At 71.1% G+C, this 16,560-nt stretch carries 16 protein-coding genes; 1 reads left to right on the forward strand and 15 read right to left on the reverse strand.

Annotated elements, in window-relative coordinates; translation table 11 throughout:
• Positions 1–44: 44 nt before the first annotated feature.
• The 12 genes from coaBC to pyrR all read right to left on the reverse strand — a co-directional run bounded on the left by coaBC (position 45) and on the right by pyrR (position 13,258).
• On the reverse strand, positions 45–1,271 hold the full coding sequence (gene coaBC / locus ACZ6ZI_RS18350) for a bifunctional phosphopantothenoylcysteine decarboxylase/phosphopantothenate--cysteine ligase CoaBC (protein ID WP_469521850.1): 1,227 nt from the start codon (positions 1,269–1,271) through the stop codon (positions 45–47).
• Between the two features lie 117 nt (positions 1,272–1,388).
• A complete protein-coding gene (gene rpoZ, locus ACZ6ZI_RS18355) occupies positions 1,389–1,661 on the reverse strand; it encodes a DNA-directed RNA polymerase subunit omega (RefSeq protein ID WP_004948662.1) in 273 nt (90 codons plus the stop codon).
• 72 nt (positions 1,662–1,733) lie between these two features.
• Positions 1,734–2,297, reverse strand: coding sequence for a guanylate kinase (gmk, locus tag ACZ6ZI_RS18360; protein ID WP_363056128.1), 564 nt, complete (start codon positions 2,295–2,297; stop codon positions 1,734–1,736).
• A 61-nt stretch (positions 2,298–2,358) separates the two neighbouring features.
• Entirely contained in the window at positions 2,359–2,682 is a 324-nt protein-coding gene (locus tag ACZ6ZI_RS18365; protein WP_249765158.1) for an integration host factor, read from the reverse strand.
• A 465-nt stretch (positions 2,683–3,147) separates the two neighbouring features.
• Positions 3,148–3,999 (reverse strand): orotidine-5'-phosphate decarboxylase, encoded by an 852-nt coding sequence (gene pyrF / locus ACZ6ZI_RS18370; protein ID WP_363056130.1) that lies wholly within the window; start codon positions 3,997–3,999, stop codon positions 3,148–3,150.
• Entirely contained in the window at positions 3,996–5,105 is a 1,110-nt protein-coding gene (locus ACZ6ZI_RS18375; RefSeq protein WP_469521852.1) for a quinone-dependent dihydroorotate dehydrogenase, read from the reverse strand. Before ACZ6ZI_RS18375 ends, pyrF begins: the two co-directional genes overlap by 4 nt.
• 121 nt (positions 5,106–5,226) lie before the next feature.
• Positions 5,227–8,535, reverse strand: coding sequence for a carbamoyl-phosphate synthase large subunit (gene carB / locus ACZ6ZI_RS18380; protein ID WP_363056134.1), 3,309 nt, complete (start codon positions 8,533–8,535; stop codon positions 5,227–5,229).
• Complete coding sequence (gene carA, locus ACZ6ZI_RS18385; protein ID WP_469521855.1) at positions 8,528–9,685, reverse strand: glutamine-hydrolyzing carbamoyl-phosphate synthase small subunit; 1,158 nt, start codon at positions 9,683–9,685, stop codon at positions 8,528–8,530. The genes carB and carA overlap by 8 nt, the downstream gene beginning before the upstream one ends.
• On the reverse strand, positions 9,682–10,263 hold the full coding sequence (locus ACZ6ZI_RS18390; RefSeq protein WP_363056138.1) for a PH-like domain-containing protein: 582 nt from the start codon (positions 10,261–10,263) through the stop codon (positions 9,682–9,684). Before ACZ6ZI_RS18390 ends, carA begins: the two co-directional genes overlap by 4 nt.
• Positions 10,260–11,546, reverse strand: a complete 1,287-nt coding sequence (locus ACZ6ZI_RS18395; RefSeq protein WP_363056140.1) for a dihydroorotase — start codon at positions 11,544–11,546, stop codon at positions 10,260–10,262. The genes ACZ6ZI_RS18390 and ACZ6ZI_RS18395 overlap by 4 nt, the downstream gene beginning before the upstream one ends.
• Positions 11,547–11,548: 2 nt before the next feature.
• Positions 11,549–12,547 (reverse strand): aspartate carbamoyltransferase catalytic subunit, encoded by a 999-nt coding sequence (locus tag ACZ6ZI_RS18400; RefSeq protein ID WP_363056142.1) that lies wholly within the window; start codon positions 12,545–12,547, stop codon positions 11,549–11,551.
• 111 nt (positions 12,548–12,658) lie between these two features.
• Positions 12,659–13,258, reverse strand: a complete 600-nt coding sequence (gene pyrR, locus ACZ6ZI_RS18405) for a bifunctional pyr operon transcriptional regulator/uracil phosphoribosyltransferase PyrR (protein WP_363056144.1) — start codon at positions 13,256–13,258, stop codon at positions 12,659–12,661.
• A gap of 280 nt (positions 13,259–13,538) precedes the next feature.
• Here pyrR and bldD point away from each other — a divergent pair, with 280 nt between their 5' ends.
• Positions 13,539–14,039 carry a transcriptional regulator BldD gene (gene bldD, locus ACZ6ZI_RS18410; protein WP_007263032.1) on the forward strand — a complete coding sequence of 167 codons (501 nt, stop codon included), beginning with the start codon at positions 13,539–13,541 and terminating at the stop codon, positions 14,037–14,039.
• A gap of 180 nt (positions 14,040–14,219) precedes the next feature.
• Here the strand turns inward: bldD and nusB are convergent, their stop codons facing one another.
• The 3 genes from nusB to ACZ6ZI_RS18425 are packed head-to-tail and all read right to left on the reverse strand — an operon-like array spanning position 14,220 to position 16,389.
• Positions 14,220–14,654 carry a transcription antitermination factor NusB gene (nusB, locus tag ACZ6ZI_RS18415; RefSeq protein WP_363056146.1) on the reverse strand — a complete coding sequence of 145 codons (435 nt, stop codon included), beginning with the start codon at positions 14,652–14,654 and terminating at the stop codon, positions 14,220–14,222.
• Positions 14,655–14,656: 2 nt separating this feature from the next.
• On the reverse strand, positions 14,657–15,223 hold the full coding sequence (gene efp / locus ACZ6ZI_RS18420) for an elongation factor P (protein ID WP_469521857.1): 567 nt from the start codon (positions 15,221–15,223) through the stop codon (positions 14,657–14,659).
• Between the two features lie 59 nt (positions 15,224–15,282).
• Positions 15,283–16,389 (reverse strand): aminopeptidase P family protein, encoded by a 1,107-nt coding sequence (locus tag ACZ6ZI_RS18425; RefSeq protein WP_363056150.1) that lies wholly within the window; start codon positions 16,387–16,389, stop codon positions 15,283–15,285.
• Between the last annotated feature and the right edge of the window lie 171 nt (positions 16,390–16,560).

The raw sequence follows: 16,560 nt of genomic DNA on the forward strand, positions 1-16,560 counted from the left end.
CACTCCATTCTGGCCCATGGACTTCGTGTCGAGAAGAGCGACGCTCAGCGACTTGCCGGGCCCTCGGGGCGGGAGAGGAGCGGGGCCACCCGGTCCCAGATCACATCGGCGAGGGCTTCCTTCGGGCCGTGAGGCACGGGGGTCTCGCTACCGTCGGATGCCAGGACGACGGCTTCGTTCTCCTCGGAACCGAAGGTCTTGCTGACGCCGACCTCGTTGACCACGAGAAGGTCGCACCCCTTGCGGCGGAGCTTCGCGCGGCCGTTGGCGAGGACGTCGTCGGTCTCGGCGGCGAATCCGACGACGACCTGGCCCGCACGGGGGCGCTCGGCGGAGATCTCCGCGAGGACGTCGGGATTGCGCACGAGGGCCACCGGCTCGGGCTCCTGCCCGTCCTTCTTCTTGATCTTGCCGTCGGCGTAGTGGGCGGGCCGGAAGTCCGCGACGGCCGCCGCCATGACCACGGCGTCGGCGTCGGCGGCGGCCTTCAGGACCGCCTCGCGCAGCTGGAGGGCCGTGCCGACGCGGACGACGTCCACGCCCGCCGGGTCCGGCAGGGCGGTGTTGGCCGCGACCAGGGTGACGCGGGCGCCGCGGGCGGCGGCGGTGCGGGCGAGGGCGTAGCCCTGCTTGCCGGAGGAGCGGTTGCCGAGGAAGCGGACCGGGTCGAGGGGCTCGCGCGTGCCCCCGGCGCTGACGACCACGTGGCGGCCGGCGAGGTCGGGGGCGGCCGCGCCGCGGGCCAGGACCCGGCGGCAGACCTCGTAGATCTCCTCGGGGTCGGGCAGTCGTCCCTTGCCGGTGTCCTTGCCGGTGAGGCGGCCCACGGCCGGCTCGATGACGACGGCCCCGCGTCCGCGCAGCGTGGCCACGTTGGCCCGGGTGGCGGGGTGCTCCCACATCTCGGTGTGCATGGCGGGCGCGAAGACCACCGGGCAGCGGGCGGTGAGCAGGGTGTTCGTGAGGAGGTCGTCGGCCAGGCCGTGAGCGGCCTTGGCCAGCATGTCGGCGGTGGCGGGGGCCACGACCACGAGGTCGGCCGACTGCCCGATGCGCACGTGGGGCACCTCGTGGACGCTCTCCCAGACCCCGGTGGAGGCGGGATTGCCGGAGAGGGCGGCCCAGGTCGCCTCGCCGACGAAGTTCAGGGACGCGGCGGTCGGCACGACCCGTACGTCGTGTCCGGACTCGGTCAGCCGGCGCAGCAGCTCGCAGGCCTTGTAGGCGGCGATCCCGCCGCTGACCCCCAGCACGACCTTCGGCTTCGCCACCACGCACTCCCATCCGCGGATCCCTCCCGTTCGGGATCCGCATACGACATCACCTATGACACACCACAGGCCCGGCAGATGTTCTGCCGGGCCTGTGGTGAAAGGAATTCCCGCGTGCTACTGGGCCGGGGCCTCGATGGCCTCGGAGGTCAGCAGACCCGCGTTGATCTCGCGCAGCGCGATCGAAAGCGGCTTCTCGTGGACGTGGGTGTCCACCAGCGGGCCGACGTACTCGAGCAGGCCCTCACCGAGCTGCGAGTAGTACGCGTTGATCTGACGCGCGCGCTTGGCCGCGTAGATCACGAGGCTGTACTTCGAGTCCGTGGCCTCGAGCAGCTCGTCGATCGGCGGGTTGATGATGCCCTCGGGCGCGGTGATGGAAGAGGACACGCTCTACCTTCCGAAGATGGGTGAAAGATCGGTCCGATCGGTTGTCGACCGATCAGGAACATCGACCAACGATCAGACAACGTCCATCAAGGCTAGCAGCTCACGCGCCACGTCCTCGACGGAGGTGTTGACCAGGGTGGTGTCGAACTCGGGCTCGGCAGCGAGTTCGATCTTGGCGGCTTCCAGCCGGCGCTCGATGACCTCGGCCGATTCCGTGCCGCGGCCGGTGAGGCGGCGGACGAGCTCGTCCCAGCTCGGCGGGGCCAGGAAGACCAGCTGTGCGTCGGGCGAGGACTCGCGGACGAGTCGGGCGCCCTGGAGGTCGATCTCCAGCAGCACCGGTTCGCCGTTCTCCAGGCGTTCCGATACCGCGCCGCGGGGTGTGCCGTAGCGGTTGCCCGCGAACTCGGCCCACTCCAGCAGCTCGCCGTTGGCGATCAGCTTGTCGAACTCGTCGTCGTTGACGAAGAAGTAGTGGATGCCGTGTCGCTCACCGGGCCGCGGCTTGCGGGTGGTGGCCGACACCGAGAGCCATACCTCGGGGTGGACCTTGCGCATATGCGCGACGACCGTGCTCTTGCCGACCCCCGAAGGGCCGGAGAGCACGGTCAGCCGCGGACGAACCTCTGCTGCCATAGAGCGATTATCCAGGTTCTCGGGACTGCCTGAGAACGCCGGGAGAACTTCGGGGGGCGCCTCAGGCGGCCTTGCCGCCGAACTCACGCTCCAGAGAGGCGATCTGGTTGGAGCCGAGACCTCGGACACGCCGGGACTCGGAGATGCCGAGGCGCTCCATGATCTGCTTGGCACGGACCTTGCCGACGCCGGGCAGGGACTCGAGCAGGGCGGAGACCTTCATCTTTCCGATGACGTCGTTCTCCTGACCCAGCTTGATGACGTCGTGGAGGGAGGCACCGGAGTGCTTGAGTCGATTCTTCACCTCGGCCCGCTCCCGGCGAGCCGCGGCGGCCTTTTCGAGCGCTGCTGCGCGCTGTTCAGGGGTAAGGGGCGGAAGAGCCACGCCTACGTCACCTCGGATGTCGAACTGTCGGATACGGACCGGCGCAGCACTCAGGGCACCACGCCAGGCGAGCTCCCGAACAGCGGTGGAACTCGTTCGCTGCTCGTTCACTCTGCTCGGAGACTAGCGGCCAAGGCCGCTCCAGTCAGCGAGAACGGACGAAAAGTCCTGGTCAGCCTCGACTGAACCGTACATCACAGACAAAACACCCCGGTTTTGTCCGGGTAATTACGTTCGAATTTCGTCAAGCCGTGCCGCGCGGGCTTCCGACGGCACCCGCGAACGGCCCGAAATCGCGCCCGTCGGAGCTCCGCACCCCCTCCGATCCGCACCCCGTCGTGCCGGCGGGGCCGCCGATCGGACGGACAGGAGCGTTCCTGTACCCGTCCCCGAGCCGCCCCCGAGGGCGGACCCGGCCGGCGACCCCGCCCGACGCGGTGACGTACGCGGTGCGTACGCGGTGTCCTAGGCGGAGACCGCCTCCCGGATCTCCTCGGCGAACCGCTTGGCGCTGTCGCGCAGGGCGGTCGCGTCGGGGCCCTGCGCGAGGACGCCCCGGGAGACGTTCGGGACGACGTTGGCGACGGCCGCGCCGAAGACCGCCGGAAGGTCGGCGGCGGTCGCGCCCTGGGCGCCGATGCCGGGGGCCAGCAACGGGCCGTTGATGTCCAGGTCGAAGGAGGACAGGTCCCCCAGCGTGGCGCCGACCACCGCGCCGAAGGAACCCATGGGCTCCGCGCCGGCGTTCTCGGCGGCCAGGTGCGCCAGCATCGTCGCGCCGATGGTGCGGCCGTCCTCGCGCAGGGCCCGCTGGACCTCCGAGCCCTCCGGGTTGGAGGTGAGGGCCAGGACGAACAGGCCCGCGCCCGATTCCCGCGCCAGGTCGACGGCCGGCTTCAGGGAGCCGTAGCCCAGGTACGGGGAGACCGTCAGCGCGTCCGAGAACAGCGGGGAGGACGGGTCCAGGAAGGCGGAGGCGTACGCGGCCATGGTGGAGCCGATGTCACCGCGCTTGGCGTCCATCAGCACGAGCGTGCCCGCCGCCCGCGCGTCCGCGACGGTCCGCTCCAGCACGGCCACGCCGCGCGAGCCGAAGCGCTCGAAGAAGGCCGCCTGCGGCTTGAAGACGGCCACCTGGTCGGCGAGGGCCTCCACCACCGTGCGGGAGAAGCGCTCCAGGCCCGTGATGTCGTCCTCCAGGCCCCAGGAGGCCAGCAGGGAGGCGTGCGGATCGATCCCGACGCACAGGGGGCCCCGCGCGTCCATCGCGGCGCGCAGACGGGCACCGAAGGGGGTCACAGGGGTCTTCGCGGTCACGGCGTGGCCTTTCGGGTCTCGGCGCCCACGGCCTCGGCCAGGGTCGCGTACGGGCTGTTGGCCAGGCGCGCGGCCAGGCCCTTGTGGATGGCGCGGGCGTAGAAGGGGCCCTCGTAGATGAAGGCGCTGTAGCCCTGGATCAGGGTGGCGCCCGCCAGGATGCGCTGCCAGGCGTCCTCGGCGTTCTCGATGCCGCCGACGCCCACCAGGACCATCCGGTCGCCCACGCGCGCGTACAGGCGGCGCAGGACCTCCAGGGAGCGTTCCTTGACCGGGGCGCCGGACAGTCCGCCGGTCTCCTTGATCAGCGACGGGGAGGACTTCAGCCCGAGGCCCTCGCGGGCGATGGTCGTGTTGGTGGCGATGATGCCGTCCAGGCCCAGCTCCAGGGCGAGGTCGGCGACCGCGTCCACGTCCTCGTCGGCGAGGTCCGGGGCGATCTTGACGAGCAGCGGGACGCGCCGGTCGGTCACCACCCGGTCGGCGGCCTCGCGGACGGCGGTCAGCAGCGGGCGCAGCGACTCGGTGGCCTGGAGGTTGCGCAGGCCGGGGGTGTTCGGGGAGGAGACGTTGACCACGAGGTAGTCGGCGTGGCGGGCGAGGCGCTCGGTGGAGAGCACGTAGTCGGCGGCGGCCTCCTCCTCCGGGACCACCTTCGTCTTGCCGATGTTGACGCCGACGACGGTCTTGAAGACCGGGTTGCGGGCGGCCAGGCGGGCGGCGACGGCGGCCGAGCCCTCGTTGTTGAAGCCCATGCGGTTGATCAGCGCGCGGTCCGGCACGAGGCGGAAGAGGCGCTTCTTGGGGTTGCCGGGCTGCGCCTGGCCGGTGACCGTGCCGATCTCGACGTGGTCGAAGCCGAGCATCGACATGCCGTCGATGGCGACGGCGTTCTTGTCGAAGCCGGCCGCGAGGCCGAAGGGGCCGTGCATGCGCAGGCCCAGCGCCTCGGTGCGCAGCTCCTCGTGGCGGGGGGCGAGGGTCGCGGCCGCGAAGGTGCGCAGGACGGGCGTGCGGGCGGCGAGGCGGATCCACCGGAAGGCCGTGTAGTGGGCCCGCTCGGGGTCCATCCGCTTGAAGACCAGGTTGAAGAAGAGCTTGTACATCGTCGTGATCCCTCTGCGCTGGTGGGGTCCGGGGGGCGGTCCGGGACGGGCCGGCTCACGAAGAGGGGGACAGCCGGCGCGCGGTTCGCGCGCCGGTGTCCCCCTTCCCGTGGACGGGCGGTCAGTCGCGGGCGGCCGTCAGGTGCTCCGCGTGCTCCTGGAGGGAGCGCACGCCGACGTCGCCGCGGTTGAGCGCGTCGATGCCCTGGACGGCGGCGGCGAGCGCCTGGACCGTGGTCAGGCACGGGACGCTGCGGGCCACGGCCGCCGTACGGATCTCGTAGCCGTCGAGGCGGCCACCGGTGCCGTACGGGGTGTTGACGATCAGGTCGACCTGGCCGTCGTGGATGAGCTGGACGATGGTCTTCTCGCCGTCGGGGCCCTCGCCCTCGCTGAGCTTGCGCACCACGGTGGCGTTGAGGCCGTTGCGGCGCAGCACCTCGGCGGTGCCGGAGGTGGCGAGCAGCTCGAAGCCGTGGGCGACGAGCTCGCGCGCCGGGAAGATCATCGAGCGCTTGTCGCGGTTGGCGACGGAGATGAAGGCGCGTCCCTTGGTGGGCAGCGGGCCGTAGGCGCCGGCCTGCGACTTGGCGTACGCCGTGCCGAAGACGGAGTCGATGCCCATGACCTCGCCGGTGGAGCGCATCTCCGGGCCGAGGACGGTGTCGACGCCGCGGCCGTGGATGTCGCGGAAGCGCGACCACGGCATGACGGCCTCCTTGACGGAGATCGGCGCGTCGAGCGGCAGGGTGCCGCCGTCGCCGGTCTTCGGGAGGAGGCCCTCCTCGCGCAGTTCGGCGATGGTGGCGCCGAGCGAGATGCGGGCGGCGGCCTTCGCGAGCGGGACCGCGGTCGCCTTCGAGGTGAAGGGGACGGTGCGGGAGGCGCGCGGGTTGGCCTCCAGGACGTAGAGGATGTCACCCGCCATCGCGAACTGGATGTTGATCAGGCCGCGGACGCCGACGCCGTCGGCGATGGCCTCGGTGGAGGCGCGCAGCCGCTTGATGTCGAAGCCGCCGAGGGTGATCGGGGGCAGGGCGCAGGCCGAGTCGCCGGAGTGGATGCCGGCTTCCTCGATGTGCTCCATGACGCCGCCGAGGTAGAGCTCGGTGCCGTCGTAGAGGGCGTCCACGTCGATCTCGATCGCGTCGTCGAGGAAGCGGTCGACCAGCACGGGGCGGGTCGGGGAGATCTCCGTCGACTCCGCGATGTACGACTCCAGGCGGGTCTCGTCGTAGACGATCTCCATGCCGCGGCCGCCGAGCACGTAGGACGGGCGCACCAGGACCGGGTAGCCGATCTCGTCGGCGATGGCCTTGGCGCCGGCGAAGGTGGTGGCGGTGCCGTGCTTGGGGGCGGGCAGGCCGGCTTCGGCGAGGACCCGGCCGAAGGCGCCGCGGTCCTCGGCGGCGTGGATGGCCTCGGGCGAGGTGCCGACGACCGGGACGCCGTTGTCCTTGAGGGCCTGGGCGAGACCGAGGGGGGTCTGGCCGCCGAGCTGGACGACGACGCCGGCGATGGGGCCGGCGAGGGACTCGGCGTGGACGATCTCCAGCACGTCTTCGAGCGTCAGCGGCTCGAAGTACAGGCGGTCGGAGGTGTCGTAGTCCGTCGAGACGGTCTCGGGGTTGCAGTTGACCATCACGGTCTCGTAGCCGGCGTCGCTGAGGGCGAAGGAGGCGTGGACGCAGGAGTAGTCGAACTCGATGCCCTGGCCGATGCGGTTCGGGCCGGAGCCCAGGATGATCACCGCGGGCTTGGTGCGGGGGGCGACCTCGGACTCCTCGTCGTAGGACGAGTAGAAGTACGGGGTCTTCGCGGCGAACTCGGCGGCGCAGGTGTCGACCGTCTTGTAGACCGGGCGGACGCCGAGCGCGTGGCGGACCTCGCGGACGACGTCCTCGCGCAGGCCGCGGATCTCGGCGATCTGGGCGTCGGAGAAGCCGTGGCGCTTGGCCTCGGCGAGCAGCTCGGGGTGGAGCTTCTCGGCGGCGGCCAGCTCGTCGGCGATCTCCTTGATCAGGAAGAGCTGGTCGACGAACCAGGGGTCGATCTTCGTGGACTCGAAGACCTCCTCCTGGGTGGCGCCGGCGCGGATGGCCTGCATCACGGTGTTGATGCGCCCGTCGGTGGGGCGGACCGCGGTGGCCAGCAGCTCCTCCTTGTCGCCGGGCTCGCCGACGAAGGTGAACTGGGAGCCCTTCTTCTCCAGGGAGCGCAGGGCCTTCTGGAGGGCCTCGGTGAAGTTGCGGCCGATGGCCATGGCCTCGCCCACCGACTTCATGGTGGTGGTGAGGGTGGCGTCGGCGGCCGGGAACTTCTCGAAGGCGAAGCGCGGGGCCTTGACGACGACGTAGTCGAGGGTCGGCTCGAAGGAGGCCGGCGTCTTCTCGGTGATGTCGTTCGGGACCTCGTCCAGCGTGTAGCCGATGGCCAGCTTCGCGGCGATCTTGGCGATCGGGAAGCCGGTGGCCTTCGAGGCGAGCGCCGAGGAGCGCGAGACGCGGGGGTTCATCTCGATGACGATGACGCGGCCGTCGACCGGGTCGATCGCGAACTGGATGTTGCAGCCGCCGGTGTCGACGCCGACCTCGCGGATGATCGCGATGCCGACGTCGCGCAGCCGCTGGTACTCGCGGTCGGTCAGCGTCATCGCCGGGGCGACGGTGATGGAGTCGCCGGTGTGGACGCCCATCGGGTCGAAGTTCTCGATGGAGCAGACGACGACCACGTTGTCCTTGGTGTCGCGCATCAGCTCCAGCTCGTACTCCTTCCAGCCGAGGATGGACTCCTCCAGGAGCACCTCGGTGGTCGGGGAGAGCGTGAGGCCCTGGCCGGCGATGCGGCGCAGCTCGTCCTCGTCGTGGGCGAAGCCGGAGCCGGCGCCGCCCATGGTGAAGGAGGGGCGCACGACGACGGGGTAGCCGCCGAGGGTGTCGACGCCCGCGAGGACGTCCTCCATCGAGTGGCAGATCACCGAGCGGGCGGACTCGCCGTAACCGATCTTGGCCTTGACGGCCTCGACGACGCCCTTGAAGAGGTCGCGGTCCTCGCCCTTGTTGATGGCCTCGACGTTGGCGCCGATCAGCTCGACGCCGTACTTCTCCAGCACACCCTGCTCGTGCATGGAGATGGCGGTGTTCAGCGCGGTCTGGCCGCCGAGGGTCGGCAGGAGCGCGTCGGGGCGCTCCTTGGCGATGATCTTCTCGACGAACTCGGGGGTGATCGGCTCGACGTACGTGGCGTCGGCGATCTCCGGGTCGGTCATGATCGTCGCCGGGTTCGAGTTGACCAGGATGACCCGCAGGCCCTCGGCCTTCAGGACACGGCAGGCCTGGGTGCCGGAGTAGTCGAACTCCGCGGCCTGGCCGATGACGATCGGGCCGGAGCCGATGACCAGGACGGACTGGATATCGGTGCGCTTAGGCACGCTCGGCCTCCATCAGGGCGGTTTCCATCAAAGACGTGAAGCGGTCGAAGAGGTACGCGGCGTCGTGCGGGCCGGCGGCAGCCTCGGGGTGGTACTGGACGGAGAAGGCCGGCTGGTCGAGCAGCTGGAGGCCTTCCACCACGTTGTCGTTCAGGCAGACGTGGGAGACCTCGGCGCGGCCGAAGGGGGTCTCGGAGACCGTGTCTAGGGGCGCGTCGACGGCGAAGCCGTGGTTGTGCGCGGTGATCTCGACCTTGCCGGTGGTCCGGTCCTGGACGGGCTGGTTGATGCCGCGGTGGCCGTACTTCAGCTTGTAGGTGCCGAAGCCGAGCGCGCGGCCCAGGATCTGGTTGCCGAAGCAGATGCCGAAGAGCGGGGTCTTGCGGGCGAGGACGCCCTGCATGACGGAGACCGCGTGGTCGGCGGTGGCCGGGTCGCCCGGGCCGTTGGAGAAGAACACGCCGTCGGGCCGGACCGCGTAGACGTCCTCGACGGTCGCCGTGGCGGGCAGGACGTGCACCTCGATGCCGCGCTCGGCCATGCGGTGCGGGGTCATGCCCTTGATGCCGAGGTCCACGGCGGCGACGGTGAACTTCTTCTCGCCGATCGCGGGGACCACGTAGGCCTCCTTGGTGGCGACCTCGGCGGACAGGTCGGCGCCCTTCATCTGCGGGGCCTCCTGGACGCGGGCCAGCAGGGCGGCGTCGTCGGCCACGTGCTCGCCGGAGAAGATGCCGACGCGCATGGCGCCGCGCTCGCGCAGGTGGCGGGTCAGGGCCCGGGTGTCGACGCCGGAGATGCCGACGACGCCCTGCTTGACGAGCTCCTCGTCCAGCGACCGCCGCGAGCGCCAGTTCGAGGGGACGCGGGCGGGGTCGCGCACGACGTAGCCGGCGACCCAGATGCGCGAGGACTCGGGGTCCTCGTCGTTGACGCCGGTGTTGCCCACGTGCGGGGCGGTCATCACGACGACCTGTCGGTGGTACGACGGGTCGGTGAGGGTCTCCTGGTAGCCGGTCATGCCGGTGGAGAACACGGCCTCGCCGAAGGTCTCCCCCACAGCGCCGTAGGCGCGGCCGCGGAAGATCCGACCGTCCTCCAGGACGAGTACGGCGGGAGCTTTGGCTGCTCCCCTGGTGGAGGTCGTCATCGTTCGGCGCCTTCCGTCGTGATGGATGGGTTCATGTGGTTGATCGCTTCGACCCAGGCGGCGTGTTCGGCCGCCCGGTCGGAGCGGAATCCGGAGTCGATCAGCTTGTCGCCGTGCGCCCAGGTGACGACGAGCAGACCGCCCTCGGTGAGTACCTTGCCCGCGATTCCCTTGTCGAGGCGGGCGCCGCGCAGCTGCGCGGCCGGTACGAAGAAGTCGGTGGCACCCGGTCGGACCACGTCGAGGCCCGCGTCCGTGAGCGTGAGCTCGACCCGGCTGCGCACCCCCAGACCGTGGGCCACGATCCGGTCGAGCCACTGTCCGGCGGTGGTGGACCCGTGGTACCGGCCGGTGAGCGCCAGCCGGTGTTCGGGCAGTCCGTCGGGGGTGGCGGGCAGCTCCGGCAGGTCGTCCTGCAGGGCGCCGCGCCATTTCCAGCCCTGCCGCATCAGCCAGTAGACGAAGGCGATGAAGACGATCAGTCCGATCACCCAGGCGATGCGGGCACCGAAGTTCGTCACCTCCGCCGACTGTCGTTCGGCGGCCTCGACGGCCAGTTGGATTACTGCAGGTGTCACGCCAGATTCCCGTCCACGACCGTTGCCCGGCCCCGCAGGAAGGTGTGAGTGACGCGACCCGGCAGCTCGCGGCCCTCGTAGGGCGTGTTGCGGCTGCGGGAGGCGAAGTGCGCGGGGTCCACGACACCACGGTACGAGGTCTCGACCAAGGTCAGGTTCGCGGGTTCACCTGCCGAGACGGGCCGGCCGTGGTTCCCCAGGCCGCCGATGCGCGCCGGGGCGAAGGACATGCGCTCGGCGACGCCCGCCCAGTCGAGCAGTCCCGTCTCCACCATCGTCTGCTGGACGACGGACAGCGCGGTCTCCAGGCCGACCATGCCCATGGCCGCCGCGGCCCACTCGCAGTCCTTGTCCTCGTGCGGGTGCGGGGCGTGGTCGGTGGCGACGATGTCGATCGTGCCGTCGGCGAGCGCCTCGCGCAGGGCCATGACGTCGCGCTCGGTGCGCAGGGGCGGGTTCACCTTGTAGACCGCGTTGTACGAGCGGACCAGCTCGTCGGTGAGGAGCAGGTGGTGCGGGGTGACCTCGGCGGTGACGTCGATGCCGCGGGACTTGGCCCAGCGGACGATCTCGACGGAGCCGGCGGTGGAGAGGTGGCAGATGTGGACGCGGGAGCCGACGTGCTCGGCGAGGAGGACGTCACGGGCGATGATCGACTCCTCCGCGACGGCCGGCCAGCCGCCGAGGCCGAGCTCGGCGGAGACGACGCCCTCGTTCATCTGGGCGCCCTCGGTCAGGCGGGGCTCCTGGGCGTGCTGGGCGACGACGCCGCCGAAGGCCTTCACGTACTCCAGGGCGCGGCGCATGATCACGGCGTCGTCGACGCACTTGCCGTCGTCGGAGAAGACGGTGACGCGGGCGGCGGAGTCGTGCATGGCGCCCAGCTCGGAGAGCTGCTTGCCCTCCAGGCCGACGGTGACGGCGCCGATGGGCTGGACGTCGCAGTAGCCGGACTCCTTGCCCAGGCGCCAGACCTGCTCGACCACGCCGGCGGTGTCGGCGACCGGGAAGGTGTTCGCCATGGCGAAGACGGCGGTGTAGCCGCCGGAGGCGGCGGCGCGGGTGCCGGTGAGGACCGTCTCGCTGTCCTCCCGGCCGGGCTCGCGCAGGTGGGTGTGCAGGTCGACCAGGCCCGGCAGGAGGACCTTGCCCTCGGCCTCGATGACGGTCGCGCCCTCGGCGGACAGTCCGGTGCCGACCTCGGCGATGGTCTCGCCGTCGATCAGGACGTCCTGCGCCTCGCCACCGAGTACCTTCGCGCCACGGATCAGGATCTTGCTCATGGTTACTTGTTCTCCTCGGTGCGCGCGGCGGCGGGGGCGGGGGTGGTGGCGACGGCGGGCTCGGATCCGCCGAGCAGCAGGTACAGGACGGCCATCCGGGTGGAGACGCCGTTGGCGACCTGCTCGACGGCCGTGCAGCGGTCGGAGTCGGCGACCTCGGCGGTGATCTCCATGCCGCGGTTCATCGGGCCGGGGTGCATCACGATGGCGTGCTCGGGCATCTTGGCCATGCGCTCGCCGTTCAGCCCGTAGCGGCGGGAGTACTCGCGCTCGGTCGGGAAGAAGGCGGCGTTCATGCGTTCGCGCTGCACACGCAGCATCATGACCGCGTCGGACTTCGGCAGCACCTTGTCGAGGTCGTAGCTGACCTCGCAGGGCCAGGTCTCGACGCCGATGGGGACGAGGGTGGGCGGGGCCACCAGGGTGACCTCGGCGCCGAGGGTGTGCAGCAGGTGCACGTTGGAGCGGGCCACGCGGCTGTGCAGGACGTCGCCGACGATCGTGATCCGGCGGCCCGCGAGGTCCTTGCCGAGTCCGGCGTCGCGGCCCACCAGGCGGCGGCGCATGGTGAAGGCGTCGAGCAGGGCCTGCGTGGGGTGCTCGTGGGTGCCGTCGCCGGCGTTGACGACGGCGGAGTCGATCCAGCCGGAGGTCGCGAGCCGGTAGGGGGCGCCGGAGGCGTGGTGGCGGATGACCACCGCGTCCGCGCCCATGGCCTCCAGGGTCAGCGCCGTGTCCTTCAGGGATTCGCCCTTGGAAACGGAGGAGCCCTTGGCGGAGAAGTTGATGACGTCGGCGGACAGCCGCTTGGCGGCCGCCTCGAAGGAGATCCGGGTGCGGGTCGAGTCCTCGAAGAAGAGGTTGACGACCGTGAGGCCGCGCAGGGTGGGCAGCTTCTTGATCGGCCGGTCGGCGACCCGGGCCATCTCCTCGGCGGTGTCGAGGATCAGGACGGCGTCGTCGCGCGTGAGGTCGGCGGCCGAGATGAGGTGGCGCTTCATCTGGATGGCTCCGTAGGTCTGGAGGGCAGGCAGGCTGGGGGCGTGCTGGAGGTGCGGGCGGGCAGGCCTCGGCGCGGACCCCGCGGGTGCGGGATCCGGGTGCGGGAGGGTCTACTGGCCGCCGGCCCGGTCGGTCCGCTGGCCGAGCAGCACGGCGTCCCGGCCGTCCTCCTCCTGGAGCTGGACCTTGACGGTCTCGCGCAGCGACGTCGGGAGGTTCTTGCCCACGTAGTCGGCGCGGATCGGGAGCTCGCGGTGGCCCCGGTCGACGAGGACGGCGAGCTGGACGGCGCGGGGTCGGCCGATGGCGCCGAGCGCGTCGAGGGCGGCGCGGATGGTGCGGCCGGAGAAGAGCACGTCGTCGACGAGGACCACGAGACGGCCGTCGATGTCGTCGCCGGGGATCTCGGTGCGGCCGATGGCCCGCGCGGGCTTCAGGCGCAGGTCGTCGCGGTACATGGTGATGTCGAGGGAGCCGACGGGGATCTTCGCGCCGGTGATCTCTTCGAGCTTGGCCGCCAGCCGGCGGGCGAGGAAGACGCCGCGGGTGGGGATGCCGAGCAGCACCACGTCGTCGGCGCCCTTGGCGCGTTCGACGATCTCGTGGGCGATGCGGGTGAGGACCCGGGCGATGTCCTGCGCCTCCAACACGGGGCGCGCGGCGCCGCCGTCCTGGAACGCGGCGGCCTCGGGGGAAACCTGGCTGTCCATGAAAAGGACCTCCTTCTCCGCCTCACGGGACGGACCTTAAAGGACGTCTGATGTACGCCGACCACGTTACCAGGGCGGCCGGGCCGACCTCGCACGGGGGCCGGTCCGGGGCCCTCGAAGGGGGAGGTCGGTGACCATTCGGCTTGACGCATCCACGTAACGCTGCGTAACCTCACAGTGAGTTACCAGCCGCGCGGCGAAGCCGCATGTCGTAAGCGGCACAGCGTCCATGTCGTCACGGCGTCCATGTCGTCACAGCGTCACAGCGTCCGGGAGCGTTATGTCCAGCGAATACGCCAAACAGCTCGGGGCCAAGCTCCGCGCCATCCGCACCCAGCAGGGCCTCTCCCTCCACGGTGTCGAGGAGAAGTCCCAGGGCCGGTGGAAGGCCGTGGTGGTCGGGTCCTACGAGCGCGGGGACCGCGCCGTGACCGTCCAGCGCCTCGCCGAGCTGGCGGACTTCTACGGGGTTCCGGTCCAGGAACTGCTGCCGGGCACGACCCCCGGCGGAGCGGCCGAGCCGCCGCCGAAGCTGCGCCTCGACCTGGAGCGCCTCGCGGGCGTCCCCGCCGAGAAGGCCGGTCCGCTCCAGCGTTACGCCGCCACCATCCAGAGCCAGCGCGGCGACTACAACGGCAAGGTGCTGTCGATCCGCCAGGACGACCTGCGCACCCTCGCCGTCATCTACGACCAGTCCCCCTCGGTCCTGACCGAGCAGCTGATCAGCTGGGGCGTCCTGGACGCCGACGCGCGTCGCGCCGTGGCCCACGAGGACATCTAGTCCCCGGGGCCCCAGGGCCCGAGCAGAAACGTTACCGGCGGGTGCCGGTGCCCTCGTGGGCGCCGGCACCCGCCGTTCGCGTTCCCGGGGACCGCTCCCCCGTTCGCGGACACACGGAAGGGCCCGCAGCGCGATGCCGCGGGCCCTTCCGTACGGCGTTCGGCCTGCCGGCCGCGCCGGTCAGCTCTCGCTGCGGCGCAGGTTCGGCTTCAGGTCCTTGAAGCGACCCAGCAGCCCGTTCACGAACGACGGCGAGTCGTCCGTGGAGAACTCCTTGGCCAGCTGGACGGCCTCGTCGATCGCCACGGCGTCCGGGGTCTCGTCGACCCAGATCAGCTCGTAGGCGCCCAGCCGCAGGATGTTCCGGTCGACGACCGGCATGCGGTCGAGCTCCCAGTCCACGGCGTAGGTGACGATCAGGTCGTCGATGCGGTTCACCTTGTCGGCGTACCCCTCGACAAGATCCATCGTGAAGGCGCTGACCGGCGGCTGCCGGTCGTCGGACCGCGCGTGGCGGATCCAGTCCGCGAGGACCTCGCGCACGGGGACCCCGCGCTGGTCGGCCTCGAAGAGGATCTGGAAAGCGCGCTTGCGCGCGTTGCTCCGGGCAGCCACGGTTAGCTGTTCACCCGGCCGAGGTAGTCGCTGGTGCGGGTGTCGACCTTGATCTTCTCGCCGGTGGTGACGAAGAGCGGGACCTGGATCTCGTGACCGGTCTCCAGGCGGGCCGGCTTGGTGCCACCGGTGGAGCGGTCGCCCTGGACACCCGGGTCGGTGTGCTCGATGGTCAGCTCGACGGCGGCCGGGAGCTCGACGTAGAGCACCTCGCCCTCGTGCTGGGCCACGGAGGCGGTGAAGCCCTCGATGAGGAAGTTGGCGGCGTCGCCGACAGCCTTGCGGTCGACCATGAGCTGGTCGAAGGTGCTCATGTCCATGAAGACGAAGTAGTCGCCGTCCATGTACGAGAACTGCATGTCACGGCGGTCGATGGTGGCCGTCTCGACCTTCACACCGGCGTTGAAGGTCTTGTCGACGACCTTGCCCGACAGCACGTTCTTGAGCTTGGTACGCACGAAGGCCGGGCCCTTGCCGGGCTTGACGTGCTGGAACTCGACGACGGACCAGAGCTGGCCCCCGTCGAGCTTCAGCACCATGCCGTTCTTGAGGTCGTTCGTGGAAGCCACGGTTGCGGAATCTCCTGCACTGGAAGACCACGGGTGCGCGCCCACAGCCCGGCGAAGGGCTAGAGCGCGAGCAGCTCCTTGGTCGTAATGGTGAGTAGCTCGGGACCGCCGTCCGCCTCGGGGCGCACGACGAGCGTGTCATCGATCCGGACACCTCCCCGGCCCGGGAGGTGAACCCCCGGTTCGACGGTGACCGGCACGCAAGCGTCCAGTTTACCCATTGCCGTAGGTGCAAGCTGCGGGTCCTCGTCGATTTCGAGTCCGATCCCGTGTCCCATCCATCCGGCCAGCGCTTCCGCGTGCCCGGCGGAGTCCAGTACGGACCGCGCGGCACGGTCCACGTCGCGGTACGCGGCACCCGGCAGCAGGGCCTCGCGGCCCGCCCGCTGGGCGGCGAAGACGAGGTCGTACAGCTCGATCTGCCAGTCGGCGGGAGTGGTGCCGATCACGAAGGTGCGGCCGATCTCGCAGCGGTAGCCCCGGTAGTTGGCGCCCAGGCACACCGAGAGGAAGTCGCCCTCCTCCACCCGTCGGTCGGAGGGCCGGTGCCGGCCGCGGCCCGAATGCGGGCCGGTGCCCACGGAGGTGGGGAACGCCGGTCCGTCGGCGCCGTGGTCGACGAGGCGGCGTTCCAGCTCCAGGGCGAGGTGCCGCTCGGTGCGTCCGACCAGGATCGACTCCAGCAGCTCCCCGAGGGCCTGGTCGGCGATCTCGGCGGCGATCCGCAGGCAGGCGATCTCCTCCTCGTCCTTGACGAGGCGCTGCTGTTCGACGGCCGGCCCCAGGTCGATCAGGCGCAGCCGCGGCGCGACCGAGTGCAGGGCCCGGTGCCGGGCGACCGTGAGGTGGTGCTCCTCGACGGCGAGGGACTCCGCCCGGGCTGCCGCCGCGAGGTCGGCGGCGGCCACGGCCGGGTCGGCGCCCGGGCCGGGCAGCACCGACAGGCGCAGGTGCTCGTCGAGGCGCCCCTCGTCGGCTTCGCCGGACGGGGCGCAGGCGCTGAACAGCACGTCCTCCTGCGGCCCGACGAGCAGGACGGCGGACGGCGGGAACGCCCCGGCGAGGTAGCGGACGTTCGCCGGACGCGTGATCAGCGCCGCCGAACCGCCGGCGGCGGCGCAACGGTCGCGGAGCAGGCCCCTGCGGGTCGCGTACACGTCTGACATGTATTCGAGCCTACGAGCGCCCCGCGCATCCGGCCCGGCGAGCGCGTCCGGACGGGGCGGAGCGGGAACGGAGCGGGCGCGGGAACGGGGCGCCGCGCGCGGGTCCGGGCCGGGTCCGCGCCGGTGGTCCGGGCGCCCCGCCGGCGGACGGCACGCCGGCGCCGTACCGGC

It is taken from the genome of Streptomyces sp. NPDC103540 (genome assembly GCF_055584445.1).